Source organism: Petralouisia sp. (assembly GCF_056822245.1).
Genome location: NZ_JBQIOP010000001.1, coordinates 31,073 through 52,193 on the forward strand (window position 1 = coordinate 31,073; position 21,121 = coordinate 52,193).

A 21,121-nucleotide genomic window follows, 5' to 3' on the forward strand; every position below is an offset into this window, starting at 1 on the left:
TTGACATAATTATAATCTATGCTTATAATTATATTGGATTTTTACTTATAGTACTTCTGTTTTTCAGCAAGGAGGCTCTTATGGATATTAATTATGAACTGTACAAGGTATTCTATCAGGTGGCGTCTTCTCTCAGCTTTTCCGAGGCTTCCAGGAAATTGTTCATTTCCCAGTCGGCGGTGAGCCAGTCCATTAAAACGCTGGAGCGTAAGCTGGAGCAGCCTTTGTTTATCCGCAGCACCAAAAAAGTAAAGCTGACGCTTGCAGGCGAGCTGCTGTTAAAGCATATAGAACCTGCCGTCAACCTGATAGAGCGGGGCGAGCATCAGCTGATTGATTCCAGCACCCTTGGGCTTGGACGGCTTCATATCGGCGCCAACGACACGATTTGCCGTTATTTTCTGGCGCCTTTTTTAAAGCAGTTCCATGAAAAATTTCCCCAGGTGCCTATTAAAGTGACCAATGCCACTTCCCTGCGCTGTGCGGATTTGCTGACCCAGGGCAAGGTTGACCTGATTGTCACCAATTTCCCAAACTCAAGGCTCAGCAGTTCTTATATTCAGAAAACAGTTGCCTCTTTTACAGATGTGTTCATTGCAAATCCTGCCTGCTTTCCCTTTGAGCAGCAGACTGTTTCTTTCGCTGAACTGAATCAGTACCCCATTTTAATGCTGGACAAAAAATGCGCCACCAGTGAATTTCTGCAGCATTTATTTCTGCAGCGCCAACTGGAGCTGATTCCGGAAGCGGAGCTCAGCAGCAACGATTTATTAATTGATCTGGCCAAAATCGGAATCGGCATTGCCTTTATCCCTGATTACTGCCTGACCAAAGACATGACGGATCTGTGCATTCTTAAAACAGAAGAACCCATGCCGGCCCGCCGGATTGTGGCTGCCGTAAATCCCGGACTGCCCCTGTCCCCATCCGCCGGCGAATTTTTAAAATTATTACCTACATACTGTGAGGAGGATTACCATGAAATTTAAAATGTTTCACGAAAACTACAACGTACAGGATTTACAGAAATCCATGGATTTCTATCAGGAAGCCTTCGGCCTGACTGAAGTGCGCCGCAAGGAGGCCAAAGACGGCAGCTATATCATTGTATACCTGTCCAACGAAGAAAGCGATTTCTGCCTGGAATTAACCTGGCTCAAAGAAAAAGAAGGGCCTTACGATTTAGGGGAATGCGAATTCCATCTGGCGTTCCAGACGGACGACTATGAAGCCGCCCATGCAAAACATGAGGCTATGGGATGTATCTGTTATGAAAATCCTGCAATGGGTATTTATTTTGTATCTGATCCTGACGGTTACTGGTTAGAAGTGGTGCCGGTGAGAGACTGATTGCCGGGCAACTATTCTGTGTTGGGATACGGACAAAAAGTGCTGCCGCATTAAGAAACACAACTGCAAGATATGGTATAATTTCTATTTGCAAAATATTAAATCTTGTATGTTTACTTCTTAATGCAGCAGCCCTTTTTTGTATATCGAAGCCCTCTGCTGCTCTATTCTCTTTAAAACTGCTTTCTTCCCCTGCTGTTGGAAATGCCCATGGCTTCCCGGTATTTCACCACAGTGCGGCGGGAAATCACAATGCCTTCCTGCTCCAACCGTTCTTTCAGCTGCTGATCCGAGTAGGGAGCGTATTTATCCTCTTCTTCCATCAATTCTTTCAGCCTTTGCTGAATCCGTACCGCTGACATGTCCTCTTTTTCCTGAAGATTTCCGGACGGCTGCTTTAATCCTCTGGAAAAAAAATAACTGAAGGGATAAACGCCCCAGCTGCACTGCAGGTACTTGCCTTTTACGGCGCGGCTTATGGTGGATTCGTGGACGGACAGCCGCTCAGCGGCTTCCTTCATCATAAACGGCCGGAGGGATTTGGGCCCGTACAAAAAGAAGTCCCCCTGGACTTCCATCAGGCATTTTGCCAGATTAAGCAGCATAAAACCTCTCTTTTCGATGGCTTCCTGCACCTGTCTGGCCTGATGGATTTTCCCGTTCAGATATTCCCTCGCTTCTTTGCCGCAGTCTGTTTCCAGCATCTGCAGATATTCCTGATTTATCTGAATTCCAGGATAGGCATAACTGTTCTGCAGAATCTCAAACCGATCCTGAAATTTTACAATGGTTACGTCCGGAACAATGTAGCGCATCATTCCGCCGCTGTCAAACCCCTGGGCCGGCCTTGGATTCAGTTTTTTAATATTCTCTGCCGCTTTCTTCACCTGTTCCAGAGAAATCTTCATCTTTTTGGCAATGGCAGGAAGCTGATTCTTTCCCAGCAGCTCCAGATAATTCTCCGCCATGGCCCGTTCGGTCTCATACCCCTCCCCCAGCCGGTCAATCTGCCTTGTCATGCATTCTTTCAGGGAGCCTGCGCAAACTCCGGCAGGCTCCAGTCTCTTCATTACTTCCAGACAGGCAGCCGCTTCTTCTTCCGTTATCCCAAACCGGATGGCAGGCGCCTCCAGGCCTTCCGTATAATATCCGCTGGAATTAAGGGAATCGGCAATATATTCAAAGACAGCCATCTCGAGTTCCGAATATCCATTGCCGATGAGCTGAAGCATCAGCGCGTCTTTTAACGTCTCCCCCTCTTTTGCGCCGATATTATTCAGATAATCTTCTTTATCTCTCCGGTCATACTGGTAATACGTCCTGTTCTGCTCATCCAGGCTTGCCAGCCATTCCAATTTCCGGTCACGCTCTTTTCCCTTATCCTCTGCCGCAGCCTCTTCTATGTCCACAACCGGATTCTCCAGTGACAATTCCCGGATATATTCTGCCAATTCCTGGGCATTCATCTGAAGGATCTCAACCGACTGGAGCATTTTCTGGGGCATCATCTGCTTTTGACTTTGTTCTGATTGGATTCCCATAGGATTTCCCTCCGCTTATCTGAGAACTGTACCGAAATAATCCGTACCGTTCCTGACTTGTAATTATAAAAATTGTATCATTACGGAGAGTTTTTTTCAAGAAAAACCATCAGAGCCTGCCATTACTCGCCCACTGCAACATTTGTTCTCATGATTTCATACAGCCATTCCATATCCACATCACCCATCCGGATCTCTTCCTCGCCCCAGCGCAGCACATGACCTTTTTTCTCAGTCACCGGCTTCCACTCCGGCAGCCCTCTGCCATTGGGATTGCCGCTTTTTGCAAAATTGCATAAATACTCCGTCATCACCTCAGAAAGCATTTCATCATGGGCTGTAAAGGGCCGCCAGCAATTTTTTAAGGTGCCGAACCAGTACCAGAGATCACTGGAATGCCATGCGCCTCTTCCATCTCCGGGAAGCATACGGTCAAACAGCCAGGCGTAACTCTCCTGTTTTCCCTGAACGGCCTGCTTAGCGCACCAGTCTCTTGCCATCTGAAACAGCACAGGCGGCGCTATATCATGGCTTGTGCTGCCGAGCATATAGGGAATATTTTTCTGCCGCTGACTGCTGAGCGCCTCAGAAACTGTCTGAATAAGGTACACGCCGTCCACACACGGCCCGCATAACATTGGATTCCGGGGATTTTCAGATTTAACTGTGTTCCATGCCGCAAATAATTTCTCCACATCAATTTTGCGGAACTCCTCTAAGGTTTCACAGCCTGCAAGCTCCATCACCTTTTTCCAGAACCCATAATTGGTTTCCGGCGCCGCCTTTGCATCAAATACGGGGCTCACTCCGCCGCCGCTGCTCATTACGGCTTTTGCAAACAGGTTTTCTGCCAAAGGGCTGATGCAATGCTGCTGCACGCTTACAGCGCCTGCGCTCTGTCCCATAATCGTGATATTTTCCGGATCGCCGCCAAATGCTTTAATATTGGCTTTGACCCACTGAATTGCCGTCAGCTGATCATATAATCCATAATTTCCTGTATGCCCGGCCTCTTCTTTCAGCTCCGGCAGGCATATAAAGCCCAGGGGCCCCAACCGATAATTCAAGGTAACTCCGATTACGCCTTTGGCCGGCCAGATGGGGCCGTCAAAATGTTTTTCATGGCCGCATCCGCCTGTAAAGCCGCCTCCATGAATGTACACAAGCACCGGCAGCCTGCTTTCTACCGCTGTATCACTGGGCGTCCATATATTTAAAAATAAACAGTCTTCACTGTAAGTATAACGTTCCCCTTTACGGAATTCCTGATAGTAAAAGGCTTTTTCCAACATCTTTCCTTCATCGTAAAACGCCCGTGGCTGATAACTGCAGTTTCCATACTCTGTTGCATCATAAATGCCATCCCAGGCAGTTACCAGTCTGGGATATTCAAAGCGTCCGGCCGTTCCATAACGGATTCCTTTAAATGCAATCACTCCCGGCCGCTGTTCTGCGGCGCCCCGGATTTCACCGCAGGGCGTCTTGATTTGCGTTTTCATGTTCCCGTTCCTCCTTTTTATAATCCAAAGATCCGCCGGGCATTTTTCCAGCAGATTTGCTCATACGCCTCAGCGCTTAATGCTCCGCTGCCGACCTGCTCCTCCAACCATGCTCCCAAAGGAAACACCATTTCATTGTTTATCATATCAGTTGCAAAAAACAGACGTCCGGCATAAGTTTCCAAAAATTGAATACCGAATTTGGGATCGCGCATAATGGCCTGTCCGCCGCTGTTTGCACTCAAATCTCCGTAAAGATTGGGATATTTTGCAAATAATGCAGGGACGCGTCCTCCCGGCGCAACCGGCCCCTCTCCCCAACGGTTTCTCTCTTCTTTTGCCTTTGGCGCATCCGCGCTTATTTCAATCCAAAAAGTCTGGCTGTGTCCTAACACTGTCAGATTCGGGTATTTCTGCAGCATTTTTTCCAAAAGGGGAAGCCCTGGTTCATCCACTACCCCGTAACTGTATCCCTCTTCCGGGCTCATATGAAGCAGCACCGGCAGTTTCAGTTGTTCCGCCGCCGCAAAAACAGTTTCCAAAAAGGGATGATCCAGTCTTTTATTGAGCATCAGCTCGCCGATTCCCACCGCCCCCTGGGCTTTATATTCTGAAAGCCTGCCGAAAACAGTATCAATATCCTTTTCATCCAGATTGCACATCCATGCAAATTTGTCCGGAAACCTTTCACTGACGGCTCTGACCTCTTCATTATTAGAAAAAGGCGTATTTTCCCCTCCGGACATCAGAACCCCCTTTTCAATTCCCAGCTCTTCCAAATGGGGCAGCATATTCTCTGCGCTTGAAAAAAACATTTTGCCCTGTTTCGGAAGCTGATGTAACGTCAAATGTAAATGCAAATCAATTTTTTTCATATTTTTCCCGCCGCCTGCTTAATTCTTCATACATCTGGTTTGTAGTCTTTAAATCCAGATTAAAAATCAGACCGATGCCAATCAGCTCCAGGATGCAGGTAAGCACCGGAACTGCATTGCAGAGATAATAAATGCCTGTAACGGCTGCGTCTGACTGCACCACATTGCTGCCGGAAACATATCCGATGAAGCTCAGGCCCGCCGCTACGCCGGCCGATGCAACCGTGCTTCCGATTTTACGGCTGAATGTATATAAAGAATACATCGAACCGTCGCTTCTGAAATTATTTTTCCATTCACTGTAGTCCAGGCAGTCAGAAACCAGCGCCCAGATTAGCATGGCAAATCCCACCTGCCCCAGCTGCGCCAGGAGATGAAGCACAATATACGCATATACGTTTTCAATCCGGATAAAAAGTTTCACAGAGCCAAACACCACTCCCCATACCGCTGACACGAGAATCACCCTTCGTTTCCCGAATTTCCGAACCAGCCTTGGAATCAGCGGGAATGTAACAAACATCATCGGAATGGTGGCAAGGGATAAAATCGCAATTGCATCCGTCCTATGATATACTTCCTTGAACAGATAGCTGTTTAACTGGCTGGAGCCTGTAATGGATAACATGGAACCGACGGTCGCAAGCATCACGCCCAGTAACGGACGGTTCTTAACGGCTGCAGATAAGGCTTTTTTAAATTCAAATTTTTCGCCTTCTTTTACTTCCACATGAATGCGCTCCTGTGTGCAGCTGCAGAGCATTAAATAGGAAATCACAGAAAGCGCCCCGAAAACAACGGCAATTATTGTAAACCTTTCCGGCATAATATTACTTTCTGAATCAAAACAGAGGACCGGAACCATCGTTAACGCCGTCATACCGACAATTGTGCCGCCAATGGAACGGGCGCGGCTTAATTTACTTCTGTCAATCGGATCGTCCGTCACCACGTTTGCCATTGCGCCAAAGGGCATACTTGTTCCGGTGTAGCTCATTCCATAAAATATGTACACAAACGCCACCCATGCATGCAGCCAGATCCCTTCAAACGAAACGCCCCAAAAACAGAGTATGCCTGATAATGCCAGCGGAATCATAAATAATTTAATCCAGGGTTTAAATTTGTCCCCGCTTTTCCCCAATGTCCATCTGTCCGGAAATGAACCGATAATCGGATCATTGACAGCGTCAAATAAGCGCGCTGCCAAAAACAGAGTGGCCATCCAGCCTGCCTCAACGCCAAGTACATAGGTGCAGAATGTGAGAAAATACGCATCTACGAACAGGTTTACAAAACTTCCCGCCATGTCGCCGAATACATAGCCGATTTCATCACGCACGCCGAACTTACGAATCATTTTTCCTTTGGTTGTCATTTTCCTTCTCCTTACTTTTTATTTTTGGAATCATTGTTCAGAGCCGTCCCGCAAATCATCCCGCCGCTGAACAGCTACAATATACCAAAAACCATCTGCTGTGATAATTGCAAAAAGTTTCTGATTTCTTGTAAATCGTCTCCTCTTTCAGGATACCGCTCAGCAAAAGGAACTTTTTGCAATGTTTTCAGACTTTTTGCAATTTACTGCCGGCAAATCATCCGATATACTTATCTCTAAGCATACTTTTTCAACAAATGGATACCATGATATACATGATAAAAGGAATTTATATGATGAGACTGAATGAATTTTATGAAATGCCAAAAAACCATCCGCCGTGCCCTCCCCAAAGACCCGCCGGTCATCTTGACCCGGATATTTTTCAGCGTATGAAAATGATTTCCGCATTTGTGGACTGTGTGCGGAATATTAATATGCCAAACGATGTGGTCAGCCTCCACAGCCATGATTTTTATGAAATTTCTCTGTTTCTGTCGGGAAAGCTCCGGTATCTGGCAGATAACAAGCGGTATCAGATTGAAAAAAAAGATATTCTGATTGTTCCGCCGGGATTTACCCATTGTCCTCTGGCGCTGCATACCCTGACAGAACCTTATGAACGCATTATCACCTGCGTCAGCAAAGATTTTATTAATTTTTTCCTCTCCAAATGGCATGCGCAAAATGTTTACAAGACAATTTTAAACAGGCCCACCTTATTTAAAACCTCCGGCACGCCCTATGAATTTCTCTGCAGATATTTAGAATACAACGCCATAGAAGCAAATCTGGAAAGCCCCTATGCGGATGCTTTTCTGGCGGGAAATACCCTTTGTTTTTTATCAAAACTGATGGAGGCCCACGACATTGATTTCGCCCCCACAAGAAGATTGAAAAAAGAACTGATAGACAATATTATCTCTTATGTCAAGAAGAATTACAGTAAAAAAATCACCATTCAGACGATTGCCGATGAATTCCACATCGGAAAAACAGCGTTGCTTAAGCTGTTTAAAAAAAATTTCAACTGCACGTTCCATCAGTATTTAAACCTGATCCGCCTGAATGCGGCCAAAAATATGCTTGCAGAGGATTTGAATCTGGAAACGATCTCTGAAGCTGTGGGCTTCAATGATTACTCCGGTTTTTACCGCGCCTTCAAAAAAGAATTCGGCCTTTCCCCGAAAAAATATTACGCCCAGATACATTCCTCTGCCATCACTGCAGAGTACTAGCCTTTCATCCGTTCCGTAATCAGACTGGCCGGATGAAACGCCAGATTACTGCACAAACCATTCCACTACCATCCGCTGCGCCTGTTCATTGTAGTAAATATCCTGGTACTCCGTTCCCTTCTGGCTGATTCTGGCTCCCAGGAAAAGCCCTGCTGCTTTTCCCTGTTCTGTGACAATTTTCTGCCGTTTTCCATCTCTGAGCTGTTCGTCTGACAGTCCCTGCTGCTGGGAACGGCGGATAATTTCAGCTCCCGAGGTTTTCTTTACCGCATCGGAATTCCGCAGCTCATTAAGCTGCACCGCCAGCTCCGGCGCAAGATATTTTTCCGTATAGGGAAACAGCTTTGCTTGTTCTCTGGAAAGGAAAAAATCTGTTTTTTCTTTCTTCTCTCTCTTTTTTTTGGAAAATCCCGGCCGGTTTCCAGCCAGCTCCTCCGGCTCTCCGAAATACAGCTTTGCTTTTTCCCCTCCGGTACAGGTTTTGATTTCCTCCAAAAACAGCTCCCCGTACTTTTCAAATTTATGCTCTCCTACGCCGTTTACTTTCAACATTTCTTCCCGGTTAAAGGGCAGGCAGATACACATATCCACCAGTGTTTTGTCGGAGAAAATAATATAGGGCGGCATTCCCTCCCGCCTTGCAATTTCACTGCGCAGGCCCCGGAGCCGGTCAAACAATTCCAGTCCCTTCGAGTTCAGAATATCTGATTTGCGTCTGGAAGGGGAAGCGGCGGCCTGTTCCGGCAGCAGGGCATTTTCCCCTTTCACTTCCCTTACTGTAAAAGTCTGGTTTCCCTGCAAAAGCTCCCAGGACTTGTCTGTCAGCCGCAGCAGCGCATATTTATCAGCCGTAACTGTCAGATATCCCTCCGTCAGCATCTGGTTGATCAGCCCTTTGATTCCCGGCTCTCCAAGCTCCGTTAGGGTTCCGTAAGAAGCATACGCAGCCATGCCATATTCCCGCAGCTTTGCCCGGTTCCCTCCTGCCAGGGTGCCTGCCGTCACGTTGATGCCGTACCTGCCCCGAAGCTCCCGGACGCAAGAAATAATTTTCCCGGCCTCCGCCGTCCGGTCTGTTTCTTCATATTCTTTCCGGCAATTGCTGCAGTTCTGGCAGTCTCCGAAGCTTTGTTCCCCGAAATAATTTAAAATATAGGTGCGGAGGCATTTTGCAGACAGGCAGTAATAATTCATAATCCGCAGCCGCTCAGCGTCCTTCTCCCGGATAGCCGCAAGCTCCTCTTCATCAAACTCCGGATTTTCTTCCTTGCTTTCAATGAGAAACTGATTAATCAGCACATCCTGGGGCGAATACAAAAGAATGCATTCCGCCGCTTCCCCGTCCCGGCCGGCCCTGCCGGCCTCCTGATAATAGTTTTCCAGGCTTTGGGGCATATTGTAGTGGATGACATAACGGACATTGGACTTGTCAATCCCCATGCCGAAGGCATTGGTGGCGGCCATCACCGGGCATCTGTCATATACAAAATCCTCCTGGCTTTGTCTGCGCGCCTCCTGTCCCATTCCGGCGTGGTATCTGGCAGAGGGAATGGACAATTCCTGCATTTTTTCAAAAAGGGCGTCCACATTTTTCCTGGTGGAGCAGTAGATAATGCCGCTGTCTTTTGGGTGGGCTTTTATGTAATCCAGCACAAACCTGTCCTTCTGCCTGGGCGTTTCCACTGCGAAATACAGATTTTGCCGGTCAAATCCCGTCACCAGGTATTCCGGCTCCTTCAGTCCAAGGACGCAGATAATATCCTCCCGCACATACTCTGTAGCCGTTGCGGTAAACGCGCTGACAATGGGCCGTTTTTCCAGCTGCCGGAGAAACTGGACAATCTTCAGATAGCTGGGCCTGAAATCCTGTCCCCACTGGGAAATACAGTGGGCCTCGTCCACCGTCAGCATGGAAATTTCCGCCTGCCTTGCAAATTCCAGAAACCCGTAAGTCTCCAGGCGTTCCGGTGCCGCATAGATGATCTTATAAACACCCCCTGCGGCCAGCTGCAGCGCTTTCGTAATTTGATTTTCCGTTAAAGAACTGTTGATGTATGCGGCATGGATTCCCGCCTGATTCAGCGTCTGAACCTGATCTTTCATAAGAGAAATGAGGGGCGAAATGACAATCGTGATACCGGGCAGAAGCAGCGCCGGTATCTGGTAACACAATGATTTTCCTGCGCCGGTGGGCATAATGCCCAGAGCGTCCCGGCCTGAGAGAATGGCGTCTATCAATGTTTCCTGCCCCTTCCGGAATTGGCTGTAGCCGAAATATTTTTTTAAAATTTCATATTTATTCATATTGGTTTTGGGTTTCCTTCCTGTTAAAATCTCTGCTGACGGAACTGCCGTAAAACAAAACCCATGGATTTTGCGGCAGCCTCCGCTATATTTACACTACTACCTCTAAAATTATTTTCCCTTTATAAACTGTTTCTTTGATGCCTGCGTTGTTTTTCTTTCTGTTAAAATTAAAAATCAGCATGTAGCCCTTTTCCAGGCGATACTGTTCCAGATAATTCCAAAGCTGTTCTTTGCCGTCCGCATGATATGCCTTTCCCCGCCATATCTTTGTTTCAATAATATACTGTATTCCCCTGTAATCTATCACAATATCTGTCCGCATTTTATCTCTCGTTTCAGCTTCAATATAAAAATTGCCGGCTCCGTTAATAATCGGTTTCAGGTAAATTAAAAATATTTTCCTGCCGTTCTCTTCCATAAATCTGTCATCTTCCTGCCGGTACAATGAATTGTAATACTCATAAAATTTACTCATAACCAGATCCATATCCAACATGCCATTTTGAATAAACTGATTTTTATCCGGAATCTGACTGTCCAAAATTAAATTTTTGGAAAATTCCTCCGCAATAAAATAGCTATAAAGCTGCATCTCAAAAATTCTGTTGGATACCACTGCAATCCCTTCTTTATCCTCAATAAAACCCAGCATTTTCCCGATATTAATTACTTGGTTATATTCATGAAAAGGATATTCCATCCCCCGAAAAAGGATATTCTGCAGCATCCTGCTGAGTTCCTGATACTCTGTCACCTGTTTTATCATATCGTCATACAACGTATTCGGGCCCTTGACTAATATTTTTACTGCTTCCTGAAGCCCCTCCCTTGTCCATGAATATTTCTTTTCATCCAACAATTTACAGATATAGGAAACCAAAAAGGGATAACCGGAAGTATAGTCAAAGATCAGTTCTGACATCTCTGCAATATTCATACCCGTTTCCCGATCCTGCTCATACTCTGTCAGCATATTCTCAATGCCCGCCGCTTCAAAACTCATATTCACCTGAAAATCTGCTGCAATGTTCCATGGACTGTTATAATGGCCTATCTGCCCCGGGTGCAGCTTCATTTTCAAATTTTTAATATCATGAACCCCTGCTAAAATCACACTTTTGAAGGTACAGTCCCGTCCTGCGCTGCGTTTTAAGTATTTTTCCCTGAGCAGCCCTAAAAAACTGAGGAATATCTGATTGTCTGCAGCTTTGTCTACTTCATCCACCATAAAAATAACTTCTTTTTCACTGGCTCTGCAAAAACTGGAAATTTTAACACTCAATGAATCCAGCGGTAATTCCGTTGAAACAGGTTCATTCCAAATCTCTGTCAGCTGATCTGGCACATTGTTCTCAGCCAGCGCCCGGGAAATTTTATTTACAACTCCCTGCGCCATGGCAGACACAGAGGTGAAACAATCCTCCGCCGCTTCAAAACTGATATCTAAAACGATATAATCCTTTTTCAGACGGGCATACAGTAATTCCAGTGTTGTGGATTTCCCATATTGTCTGGCTCGATTAATCATAAAATATTCATTGCACTCAATATAATCGTGTATGATCTCATTGAGTTTATCTCCAGTATCTACCATATAATGCAAATCAGGAACACAAATTCCAGTAATATTAAACTTTTTTTGTTTTGCCATCATTCTCCTCATACTTTCACATTATTTCTAAACTGCCGCTATTATAAAGAATCTATAAGCAGGCCTGCGATCCGTGAACTACGGCCCCATAGCAAAGAAGCCTTCCACGGCGCCCCGCACCTCATTCAGCGTCACACACCGGCAATCCTCCCATTCTCTGGGAAAAAGCCTCTGGTAACCCTCCTCCAGAAAACGCTCGTCCAGCAAAAGAATTACGCCCCGGTCCTCTCCGGTTCGGATCACCCGGCCTGCCGCCTGCAGGACTTTATTCATCCCGGGATACCGGAAGGCATATTCGAACCCGGCTCCTTCGCTTTCATCGTAAAACTGTTTCAGAATCTCCCGTTCATTGCTGATTTGCGGCAGTCCCGTTCCCACAATCAAAACGCCGATTAAAGATTCCCCTTTCAAATCAATGCCTTCTGCAAAAATTCCTCCCATTACGCAAAACCCGATCAGCGTTTTCTCCCGATGCCCGGAAAAATGGTTCAGAAACAGTTCCCGCTCCTCTTCTGTCATTCCGCTTTCCTGACAAATACTGTCCATCTCTTCCAAAAGGCCTTCCCGCTCCTGAAAAACCTCCCACACCTGCTGCATCATCTTATAGGAAGGAAAGAATACCATGTAATTTCCCGTTTTCGCTTTTGCCGTTTCATAAATATACGCGGCAATCCGCTGAAATTCCTGCTGATTCCGTCTGGTGTATTTACTGCTTACGTCGGTTCCCACGGCCAAAAACCTCTGGCTCTGCTCAAACACCGTTGTGGCATACACCGCATAATTGTCCTCCCCGGTGCTGAGCAGCTTCTTATAATACTGGATGGGCAGCAGCGTGGCGGAAAAGAACACGGCGCTTCTGCCCTTTTCCAGACATTCCTGGAGATTGACTGCCGGATTCACGCAGAACAGTTTCAGCTTAAACCGTTTTTCCCTTTCCTGTTCGGTATAAACCACATAATTTTCATCGGCCCGGTCATACATATTCAGAAAATGCCGCACCTTAAGATAAAACTCCTGCAGATCCTTTTTCTCCGGAAAGCTGCTGTCCTTCTGAAAAAACTCATCCAGGGCTGCTCCAAGCTTCATCAGAGAAAACACCAGATCCCCGATGCCGTCCAGCACCTGGTAATCCTCGCACTGGCGCTTCAGCTCCAGCATGTGTTTATTGCACCGCTCCAATGCCTGGGCGCATTTTCTGCTGTGTGTTTTCATCACTTTTTTCAATTGCAGGAAATCTTCTTTGTACAGTACTGCGCTGTACATCTCCCTGGCCCGGTCTACCAGATTGTGGGCCTCGTCCACCAAAAACAGATAATCCCCTTTGATCCCCTCAGAAAAGAAACGCTTCAGGTATACATTGGGATCAAACAGATAATTGTAATCACAGATAATCACATCTGTCCAGAGAGACACATCCAGACAAAGTTCAAAGGGGCAGACCTGAAACTGCTCCGCCTGTGTAAGAAGCGCCTCCCTTGTAATATCGCGTTCCTTCAGCAGCAGGTCAAACACCGCGTCATTGACCCGATCGTAATGGCCCTTTGCATAAATGCAATGTTCAGGATTGCAGTCCATTTCTTCGCAGAAACACAGCTTTTCCTTGGCCGTAATCGTTATAACGCGCCCCTGATACCCCCGGCTGCGCAGCAAATCAAATGCCTCCTTCGCCACTGTTCGGGTGATGGTTTTGGCGGTCAAATAAAAAATTTTATCCGCCAGCTCCTCCCCCACCGCCTTCACAGCCGGAAACACTGTGGTAATGGTTTTTCCGGTTCCTGTGGGCGCCTGGATAAACAGAATTTTCTTCCGGTTAATGGTACGGTACACATCTCCCGCCAGTTTTTTCTGCCCCTCCCGGTAAGGAAACGGAAATTCCAGTCCTGCAATGGAAGCGTTCCGCTCCACCTTTGCCTCATATTGAAAATCTGCCCATTTTTCATAAGCCGCAATCAATCCTTCAAACCACTCTTTCAGTTCTTCAAAAGAATACTGCTCCCGGAATCTTCGGATCTCTTCCGTATCCAGATTGCAGTAGGTCATCTGCACGGAAATTTCAGAAAGCTGCCGCTGCAACGCCACAATATAGGCATAACATTTTGCCTGGGCCAGATGCACTCCCGCCGGCCCCTCCAATAAATTCACATCCTGAAAAATGCCTTTGATTTCGTCCACGGTCACCTGTTCTTCCTCTTCAATGATGCCGTCCGCCCTGCCTTCAATCATCAAAAGGTACTTCTGCCGCTTCAGCTCTATTTTCAGAGACACCTCCGGCTGATAGGAAGCCCCCATCCTCCTTTGGATTTTCCGGTGAATTTTGCTGCCCTCCTGCATGGCTTCCTTTTGAGCCGCCCTGCCGCGGCGGTTATCAATATCGCCGGAGCGCAGAATAAATTCCACCAGATTTCTCACGGAAATTTTAATTTGTTCCATGCTGTTTCTGTTTCCCTTCACTTGTTAATCAGCCCAAAATGTTTCCCGGCCGCTGCACAAAAAAAGATGCATAACTTATTATGCATCTTTTTGGGACGTTTGTCTATTCTGTTGTTTTAATTTTCTGGCTGCCGGAACTCTGCCGAACAAAGCCCGGCGTCAATCGCAATCCAATTTACGCTACTGCATACTTATTCAACACATTTTCAAAGGAGAGATCCTCTCCGCCGTATTTCACGGTCAGTTCTTTTCTTATGCCCAGTCCCATCACTCCTAAGATGGATTTGGCGTCAATTACCATGCGCTGGTCTGAAATATCTATATCAAAATCACACATGCCAGCAGCACGAACAAAATCACATACTTCTTCAACATCTGCTAATTTAATAACTTTCTCATTCATCTTTTTTACCATCCTTTCTTAAAACATTGGATTACGGTTAAGTTCTCATCTGAACTTGTGGCAAATTATGCCATCATTTTTCCATTTTGTCAACTCTGCGTTTTTTCTTTCCAGTTAGTAAAAAACACAAAAAACAACCAGTTTTCCTTTGCAAAACACCCTTTTTTCTCTGTAAAAATCACAATTTTCAGGTACCTATTTCCCAAAGCCCTTTTTTCTTAATTATGCATTTTTCCATGTTTTCCCCTGATTTTTCCAGATTTTTGTGCATTCTTCCATATTTGAAAAATATTGGATTTTGCTCATAACATGCAAAATCATTTGATTTCCCGGCTTCTGAATGCTTCCTTGACTATTTTGTGATAAAATTTTATAATTATTCGTAACAATTCAGAACATTATAATATAAACACGGGGAAAGGAGAATGCCATGAAGTCACAACACATGTTATCCATTTTACAAAAGGTGCAGGAGGGCGCTCTTGATATCCACACTGCTTATGAAAAATTAAAAATCAGCCCTTTTGAGGATCTGGGATACGCCAAAATAGACCATCACAGACAAATACGCCAGGGCGCGCCGGAGGTTATTTACGGCGCCGGCAAAACAGCGGAACAGATGGAAGGCATTCTTCATTCTCTTTTGTCCCACTGCCCGGAAAATATTCTGATCACCCGGCTGTCGGAAGAATCTGCCGCATACCTGTCCCAGCGGTTCTCCCTTTCCTATGAAAAGCTTTCCCATACGGGAGTTGTAAACCGCAGGGAACGCCTGACCGCCTCCGGCACGATTCTGGTGGCCACCGGAGGCACCAGCGATATTCCCGTTGCAGAGGAAGCTGCCCTCACCGCCGAAGTAATGGGCAACCGGGTCACGCGGCTCTACGATGTGGGGGTGGCCGGCATTCACAGGCTTCTCTCCCATGTGGACAGCATCTCCAAAGCCACCGTGATTGTGGCGGTTGCAGGCATGGAGGGAGCCCTTGCCAGCGTAATCGGCGGATTAAGCGACTGCCCGGTCATTGCAGTTCCCACCAGCGTGGGATACGGGGCGAATTTCCAGGGATTATCCGCTCTGCTGTCCATGCTGAATTCCTGCGCCAGCGGGGTCAGCGTGGTAAATATTGACAACGGATTTGGAGCCGGCTATCTGGCCAGCATGATTAATCATATAGGAGGTAATAACACATGAAAACATTATTTATTGAATGCAACATGGGCGCAGCCGGAGATATGCTGATGGGCGCCCTCTACGAACTTTTGACGGAATCAGAACAAAAGCAATTTTTAGACTCCATGAACAGCCTGTTTCCTGACAAACTTATGATAAAGGCCGTTCCTTCTGAGAAATGCGGAATCTGGGGAACGAAAATGAATGTTGTCATTTTAGGGCAAACGGATACTTCTGATTCTCCCGAACATGAACACGTCCATCTCCATGAACACCACATGGACAGCCCTGAAGGACATTCCCATGTGCACCATACTGACAGCCCCCAGGCCCACTCCCACCTGCACGGCCATACACTGCACACAAGCTATCCGGAAATGCTTGCGCAGATTGACAGCCTTCCGGTTTCCGTTTCGATCAGAGAACACGCAAAAGCAGTCTATGGCCTTATCGGCGAAGCAGAAAGCTCTGCCCATCATACAGATATTTCCCAGATTCATTTCCACGAAGTGGGAACATTGGATGCGCTGATGGATGTGGTTGGATGCTGCATGCTTCTGGAAATTCTGAATCCGGAGCAGATTCTTGCCTCACCCATCCATGTGGGAAGCGGAAGCGTCCGCTGCGCTCACGGAATTCTGCCGGTTCCTGCGCCTGCCACAGCGGAAATCTTAAAAGACGTTCCCATTTACGGCGGAACGATTGAGGGTGAACTCTGCACTCCCACCGGAGCCGCACTGCTGAAACACTTCGTCAGCCAGTTTACCGCCATGCCGCCTATGGCTGTGGAAAAAACCGGTTACGGCATGGGAACCAGAGATTTTCCCTCTGCCAACTGCCTGCGGGCATTCCAGGGCAATATGAGCATTCTGCCGGTTCCTTCCCCCAGACAGCTTCCGGATTCTTATTCCGGACGGCCCCTGACCCGTATGACAGAGGAGGAAACCCACCCTGATTTTTACACCGAACAGTTTCACAGCCTGGACCAGATTTTAGAGCTTTCCTGCAACCTGGACGATATGACGCCGGAGGCCGTTTCCTACGCGGTAAACCTTCTGATGGAGGCAGGAGCATTAGATGTATTTACCACACCCATTCATATGAAGAAAAACCGCACCGGGCTTCTTCTCACCTGCCTGTGCAATTTAGAGGAGGAGAGCCGTTTCAGCAGGCTGATTCTGACCCATACCACCACCCGGGGCATCCGGATTCAGCCCTGCTACCGGAGAACCCTGGACGCCCAGTTTCGGAAAGTCCGCACCCCTTACGGTGAAATCACTGTAAAAATCAGCACCGGCTACGGCATTCACAAGTGCAAACCGGAATACGAAGATGTGGCGGCTGCCGCACGGCAGTGCAAAGTTCCTTTCGCAAAAGTACAGGAAGCAGTTCTGGAGGCCTGCCGCCGGATGCAGGGGTGACGCATCTTTCCATTAACCCCCATCATGCTCAGCCTGACATCCGGCAGGCCGCATGGCCATCCATGGGGCTGTCCCATCTTTTCTCCGGATACGTCGGAACTGCCGTTTTGTACAGAAAAAGAGCCTTTATCCATAGGATAAAGGCTCTTATGTACTTACCTGCTGCCCGAACCGAATTTTCGGCAAAATGCCGGTTTACTGTATGGATGACGCTGCTTCTGTATCAAACAGGCTCTCCTGCAGTTTTACAATATCATCTTCATTCGGAGTCCAAACTTTATCTTTCAGTTCTACACGAACGGTAACGCTCTGCTCGTCTTCATAAGACACGTTTGCCAGTGCGTCTTTAAATGCATCTCTCAGCATAATTACAACCTGCTCATTTAATGCATCTTCATCGGTAGTGTCTCCGTCATATGCCTCAATTGCTGCATAGAATTTTTCCATAGTAGGCGCAAAAATATCCATCTTCTGGCATTTTACTTCTACTTCGTAAACATCATCTTTCTTTGTTGCATCCCCAACCGTATACTTCACATTTTTGTACACGTCCTGAACTACCTGTCTGAACTCTCCTTCCAGCTCTTCAGAAATTGTGATACCGGTTGTCATGGTTGACATTTCCGTATCAATGCCTTCTTCATACAGCTTCTCAGCTTCCTCTTTCGTGCCCACCTTCTGCTCTACAAATTCTGCTGAATCACCCTTGTAGGAATTATCCAACAAAGCTTTCACATAACCGCTGGCATCAAAAGAACTGCCGCACCCTCCTAACATTGCTGCTGCCAAAACTGCAACTAACAGTAAGGCTACTTTTCTCATTCTCTTCATAACATTACTCCTTTTCGTAAATTTAGCTACATTACTATAGTAATCTCTTTTGCCTGTCCCGTCAATCTTTTTTTAAGAAAATTTCAGCCTTACTGAATAAAACGCAGAATATCCGGCATAATAATCCAATGATTCTCTCGTCCCCAAGATGATTTTCCGCCACGCTTCAAAGGAGGCCGACATGAAAAAAAATTTTCTTCTCTGCGGATTTGCCGGATGGTGCCTGGAAATACTGTTCACTTCCTTCGGCTCCTTCCGCAGACGCGAACTGCAGCTTATGGGCAGAACCTCCCTCTGGATGTTTCCCATCTACGGCATGGCTGCCTTTCTCAAACCTGTCTGCCGTCTGCTTCAGCGCCTCCCTGCGCTGCTGCGGGCATTTTTCTATTCCTGCTTTATCTTTCTGGGGGAATATGTCAGCGGCAGCATCCTGAAAAAACATCAGATGTGCCCCTGGGACTACAGCGGCTCCCCTGCCAATATCAGAGGCGTCATACGGCTGGACTATACCCCTTTATGGATGATGGCCGGCCTTGTTTTTGAAAAACTGCTGACAAAGCCTTCTGTCCGCAAGGAAAAAAGCCCTGTTAAACGCCCATGTTTGAATGGCTGGATCGTCCGTAAAACAGAACTGCCGTAAAAACTCTTTTAAACGCCCGCGTTTGAATGGCCGGACTGTTCGTAAAAGAGAACTGCCGGATTTCCCTTTCACACACAGACTTTACAGGCCCGGCAGCGATAGACGGTTCGCTCTATACCTCCATATCCTCCGCTCCGATATCTAAGGTATTCATGGTTCTTCTCTTCTGTCTGGCTTCCTCGGCCGTTTCCAGAATAAAATCCTTAATCTCCCTGGCATGTTTGATATGCAGCAAAACAAGCTGGGGATGGGTCACATCTCCGGTATAGCAGGTAATAGTTGACAGGCCGAATATACGCTCTATTAAAGTAGTGGTCATTTTCACGTCCTGTATTTTGTACAGATAACAGTAATTTTCCTCTGTCTTTAAAAGGCCTGTATTCACGGTAAGGATTTCCTTTCCTATCGTATATTTTGTAAACGTCCACGGAAGCCCGAAAAACAAAATTCGCTTCCTCTCCTGATATTCTCTTTCGCTGTTCATAAAAACACCTCTCTATTCCTCAATTTGACTTCCATAGTTTGGATGGCCATGCGGCCCGCCGGACGGCAGGCTGAGCATGATGGCAGTTTACTATGAAAGCCCTTGGCTTCCATAGTTTGGATGGCCATGCGGCCCGCCGGACGGCAGGCTGAGTATGATGGCAGTTTACCATATTTTCCCCGTTCTTGCAATGGAAGAATCCCCGGAGCAGAAATACGGTAAGGAATATGCATCTTCCTGCGGATTATGCTTGCATTTTACACCCTTCTGTTATATGATATTCAAAACCCATGATTCATACTATTTAATTTCAGGAGGAAAAATATGCAACATTTAATGAGTCCGCTGGATTTGTCTGTGGAGGAGCTGGACAAGCTGCTTACCCTGGCAAACGATATTGAAAAGAATCCTCAAAAATATGCCAAAGCATGCGAGGGAAAAAAACTTGCAACCTGTTTCTATGAACCCAGTACCAGAACAAGATTGAGTTTTGAAGCCGCCATGCTGAATCTCGGCGGAAGCGTTCTTGGATTCTCCAGTGCAGACAGCAGTTCCGCATCCAAAGGGGAAAGTGTTTCCGATACCATCCGCGTAATTTCCAGTTATGCAGATATCTGCGCCATGCGTCATCCCAAAGAAGGCGCTCCCCTGGTAGCATCTCAGAGATCCACAATTCCTGTCATCAATGCCGGAGACGGCGGACATCAGCATCCCACCCAGACCTTAACCGATTTGCTTACCATTCGTTCTTTGAAAGGACGGCTGGACAATCTAACCATCGGTCTCTGCGGCGATCTGAAATTCGGACGCACCGTCCACTCCCTGATTCACGCTTTAATCCGTTATCCCCATATCAAATTTATCCTGATTTCTCCGGAAGAGCTTCGGGTTCCAAGCTATATCCGGGAAGATGTTCTGACGAAAAATCATATTGCTTTCCAGGAAGTGGAGCGTCTGGAGGACGCTATGGGGGATTTGGACATCCTGTACATGACCAGAGTACAGCGGGAACGGTTCTTCAACGAAGATGATTACGTGAGAATGAAGGATTTCTACATTTTGGATCGGAAGAAAATGACCCTGGCCAAAGACGACATGATTGTCATGCATCCCCTTCCCAGAGTAAACGAAATATCCGTGGACGTGGATGACGATCCAAGAGCCGCCTATTTCAAGCAGGCACAGTACGGCGTTTATGTCCGGATGGCTCTGATTCTCACATTACTGGAGGTGAAAGTATGTTAAATGTAGGTTTAATTACAGAAGGCTTTGTATTAGATCATATTCAGGCCGGCACCAGTCTGTCCATCTATGATGATTTAAAACTGGATCAGCTGGACTGCTGCGTTGCTATCATCAAAAATGCCCGCAGCAACAAAATGGGCAAAAAAGACATCTTAAAGGTAGAATGCGATATTGACAATCTAAATCTGGATGTCCTGGGCTTTATCGACCACAATATCACGGTAAATATCATCAAGGGAGAAAAAATTGTGGAAAAGCGGGAACTTCATCTTCCCAAAGAAGTGAAAAATATTGTCCGCTGCAAGAATCCCCGCTGCATCACTTCCATTGAGCAGGAGCTGGATCAGATTTTCCTGCTGACTGATCCTGCCACTGCTACTTACCGCTGCAAATACTGCGAGGAGAAATACAAGGGGCATAAAAAGTTACGGTAAATACAGAAATCTTATTGCAGGTTTCTGCCGACGGATCAGTATTATGGCGAACGTTTTATCTTTGGATACGGACAGAACAGCCGGATGGCCCTTTGACAAACAAACCGGGCAGCGTGGAACTGTTTGTTCTGCTAAAGGGCCATCCGGCTGTTCCTGTGTATCGAAATATAAATCGTTCCATGTAAGTAATACCTGGGGGATACCGCATGAAAGGGAATCGACG

At 46.7% G+C, this 21,121-nt stretch carries 18 protein-coding genes; 8 read left to right on the top strand and 10 right to left on the bottom strand.

Features of this window, described 5'->3' with window-relative positions; all coding sequences use genetic code 11:
* The first annotated feature begins 80 nt into the window (after window positions 1-80).
* Both ACTO17_RS00135 and ACTO17_RS00140 read left to right on the top strand, forming a co-directional pair.
* The gene (locus ACTO17_RS00135) at window positions 81-989 is read left to right on the top strand and encodes a LysR family transcriptional regulator (RefSeq protein WP_482556449.1); all 909 of its coding nucleotides are present in this window, start codon (window positions 81-83) and stop codon (window positions 987-989) included.
* Window positions 979-1,350 carry a VOC family protein gene (locus tag ACTO17_RS00140; protein WP_172539179.1) on the top strand — a complete coding sequence of 124 codons (372 nt, stop codon included), beginning with the start codon at window positions 979-981 and terminating at the stop codon, window positions 1,348-1,350. The genes ACTO17_RS00135 and ACTO17_RS00140 overlap by 11 nt, the downstream gene beginning before the upstream one ends.
* Before the next feature lie 173 nt (window positions 1,351-1,523).
* Here ACTO17_RS00140 and rpoN read toward each other — a convergent pair whose 3' ends face one another.
* The 4 genes from rpoN to ACTO17_RS00160 all read right to left on the bottom strand — a co-directional run bounded on the left by rpoN (window position 1,524) and on the right by ACTO17_RS00160 (window position 6,643).
* Window positions 1,524-2,891: an RNA polymerase factor sigma-54 gene (gene rpoN, locus ACTO17_RS00145; protein ID WP_482556450.1), complete on the bottom strand. Its 1,368-nt coding sequence runs from the start codon at window positions 2,889-2,891 to the stop codon at window positions 1,524-1,526.
* Window positions 2,892-3,013: 122 nt separating this feature from the next.
* A complete protein-coding gene (locus ACTO17_RS00150) occupies window positions 3,014-4,390 on the bottom strand; it encodes a carboxylesterase/lipase family protein (protein ID WP_482556451.1) in 1,377 nt (458 codons plus the stop codon).
* Between the two features lie 17 nt (window positions 4,391-4,407).
* A complete protein-coding gene (locus ACTO17_RS00155) occupies window positions 4,408-5,265 on the bottom strand; it encodes an amidohydrolase family protein (RefSeq protein WP_172539176.1) in 858 nt (285 codons plus the stop codon).
* Window positions 5,252-6,643, bottom strand: a complete 1,392-nt coding sequence (locus ACTO17_RS00160; protein ID WP_482556452.1) for an MFS transporter — start codon at window positions 6,641-6,643, stop codon at window positions 5,252-5,254. Before ACTO17_RS00160 ends, ACTO17_RS00155 begins: the two co-directional genes overlap by 14 nt.
* A 392-nt stretch (window positions 6,644-7,035) precedes the next feature.
* On the opposite strand from ACTO17_RS00160, the gene ACTO17_RS00165 reads away from it, so the two are divergent.
* Window positions 7,036-7,881 (top strand): AraC family transcriptional regulator, encoded by an 846-nt coding sequence (locus ACTO17_RS00165; protein ID WP_172539071.1) that lies wholly within the window; start codon window positions 7,036-7,038, stop codon window positions 7,879-7,881.
* A gap of 45 nt (window positions 7,882-7,926) precedes the next feature.
* Here the strand turns inward: ACTO17_RS00165 and recQ are convergent, their stop codons facing one another.
* The 4 genes from recQ to ACTO17_RS00185 all read right to left on the bottom strand — a co-directional run bounded on the left by recQ (window position 7,927) and on the right by ACTO17_RS00185 (window position 14,672).
* Window positions 7,927-10,185: a DNA helicase RecQ gene (gene recQ, locus ACTO17_RS00170; RefSeq protein ID WP_482556453.1), complete on the bottom strand. Its 2,259-nt coding sequence runs from the start codon at window positions 10,183-10,185 to the stop codon at window positions 7,927-7,929.
* 91 nt (window positions 10,186-10,276) lie between these two features.
* Entirely contained in the window at window positions 10,277-11,839 is a 1,563-nt protein-coding gene (locus ACTO17_RS00175) for an ATP-binding protein (protein WP_482556454.1), read from the bottom strand.
* A 78-nt stretch (window positions 11,840-11,917) separates the two neighbouring features.
* Window positions 11,918-14,269 (bottom strand): ATP-dependent DNA helicase, encoded by a 2,352-nt coding sequence (locus ACTO17_RS00180; protein WP_482556455.1) that lies wholly within the window; start codon window positions 14,267-14,269, stop codon window positions 11,918-11,920.
* Window positions 14,270-14,444: 175 nt separating this feature from the next.
* Complete coding sequence (locus tag ACTO17_RS00185; protein ID WP_172538323.1) at window positions 14,445-14,672, bottom strand: HPr family phosphocarrier protein; 228 nt, start codon at window positions 14,670-14,672, stop codon at window positions 14,445-14,447.
* A gap of 430 nt (window positions 14,673-15,102) precedes the next feature.
* Here ACTO17_RS00185 and larB point away from each other — a divergent pair, with 430 nt between their 5' ends.
* Together larB and larC are read left to right on the top strand one after the other, a co-directional pair.
* On the top strand, window positions 15,103-15,864 hold the full coding sequence (gene larB / locus ACTO17_RS00190; protein WP_482556456.1) for a nickel pincer cofactor biosynthesis protein LarB: 762 nt from the start codon (window positions 15,103-15,105) through the stop codon (window positions 15,862-15,864).
* A complete protein-coding gene (larC, locus tag ACTO17_RS00195) occupies window positions 15,861-17,264 on the top strand; it encodes a nickel pincer cofactor biosynthesis protein LarC (RefSeq protein WP_482556457.1) in 1,404 nt (467 codons plus the stop codon). The genes larB and larC overlap by 4 nt, the downstream gene beginning before the upstream one ends.
* 195 nt (window positions 17,265-17,459) lie before the next feature.
* Here the strand turns inward: larC and ACTO17_RS00200 are convergent, their stop codons facing one another.
* Window positions 17,460-18,095 carry a hypothetical protein gene (locus ACTO17_RS00200; protein ID WP_482556458.1) on the bottom strand — a complete coding sequence of 212 codons (636 nt, stop codon included), beginning with the start codon at window positions 18,093-18,095 and terminating at the stop codon, window positions 17,460-17,462.
* A 181-nt stretch (window positions 18,096-18,276) separates the two neighbouring features.
* On the opposite strand from ACTO17_RS00200, the gene ACTO17_RS00205 reads away from it, so the two are divergent.
* Complete coding sequence (locus ACTO17_RS00205; RefSeq protein WP_172538319.1) at window positions 18,277-18,735, top strand: putative ABC transporter permease; 459 nt, start codon at window positions 18,277-18,279, stop codon at window positions 18,733-18,735.
* A gap of 112 nt (window positions 18,736-18,847) precedes the next feature.
* On the opposite strand, the gene ACTO17_RS00210 is transcribed toward ACTO17_RS00205, so the two are convergent.
* The gene (locus ACTO17_RS00210; protein WP_172538318.1) at window positions 18,848-19,219 is read right to left on the bottom strand and encodes a PH domain-containing protein; all 372 of its coding nucleotides are present in this window, start codon (window positions 19,217-19,219) and stop codon (window positions 18,848-18,850) included.
* A gap of 324 nt (window positions 19,220-19,543) precedes the next feature.
* On the opposite strand from ACTO17_RS00210, the gene pyrB reads away from it, so the two are divergent.
* Window positions 19,544-20,464: an aspartate carbamoyltransferase gene (gene pyrB / locus ACTO17_RS00215; protein ID WP_172538317.1), complete on the top strand. Its 921-nt coding sequence runs from the start codon at window positions 19,544-19,546 to the stop codon at window positions 20,462-20,464.
* A complete protein-coding gene (locus ACTO17_RS00220; RefSeq protein WP_482556459.1) occupies window positions 20,458-20,898 on the top strand; it encodes an aspartate carbamoyltransferase regulatory subunit in 441 nt (146 codons plus the stop codon). The genes pyrB and ACTO17_RS00220 overlap by 7 nt, the downstream gene beginning before the upstream one ends.
* Window positions 20,899-21,121: the final 223 nt, after the last annotated feature.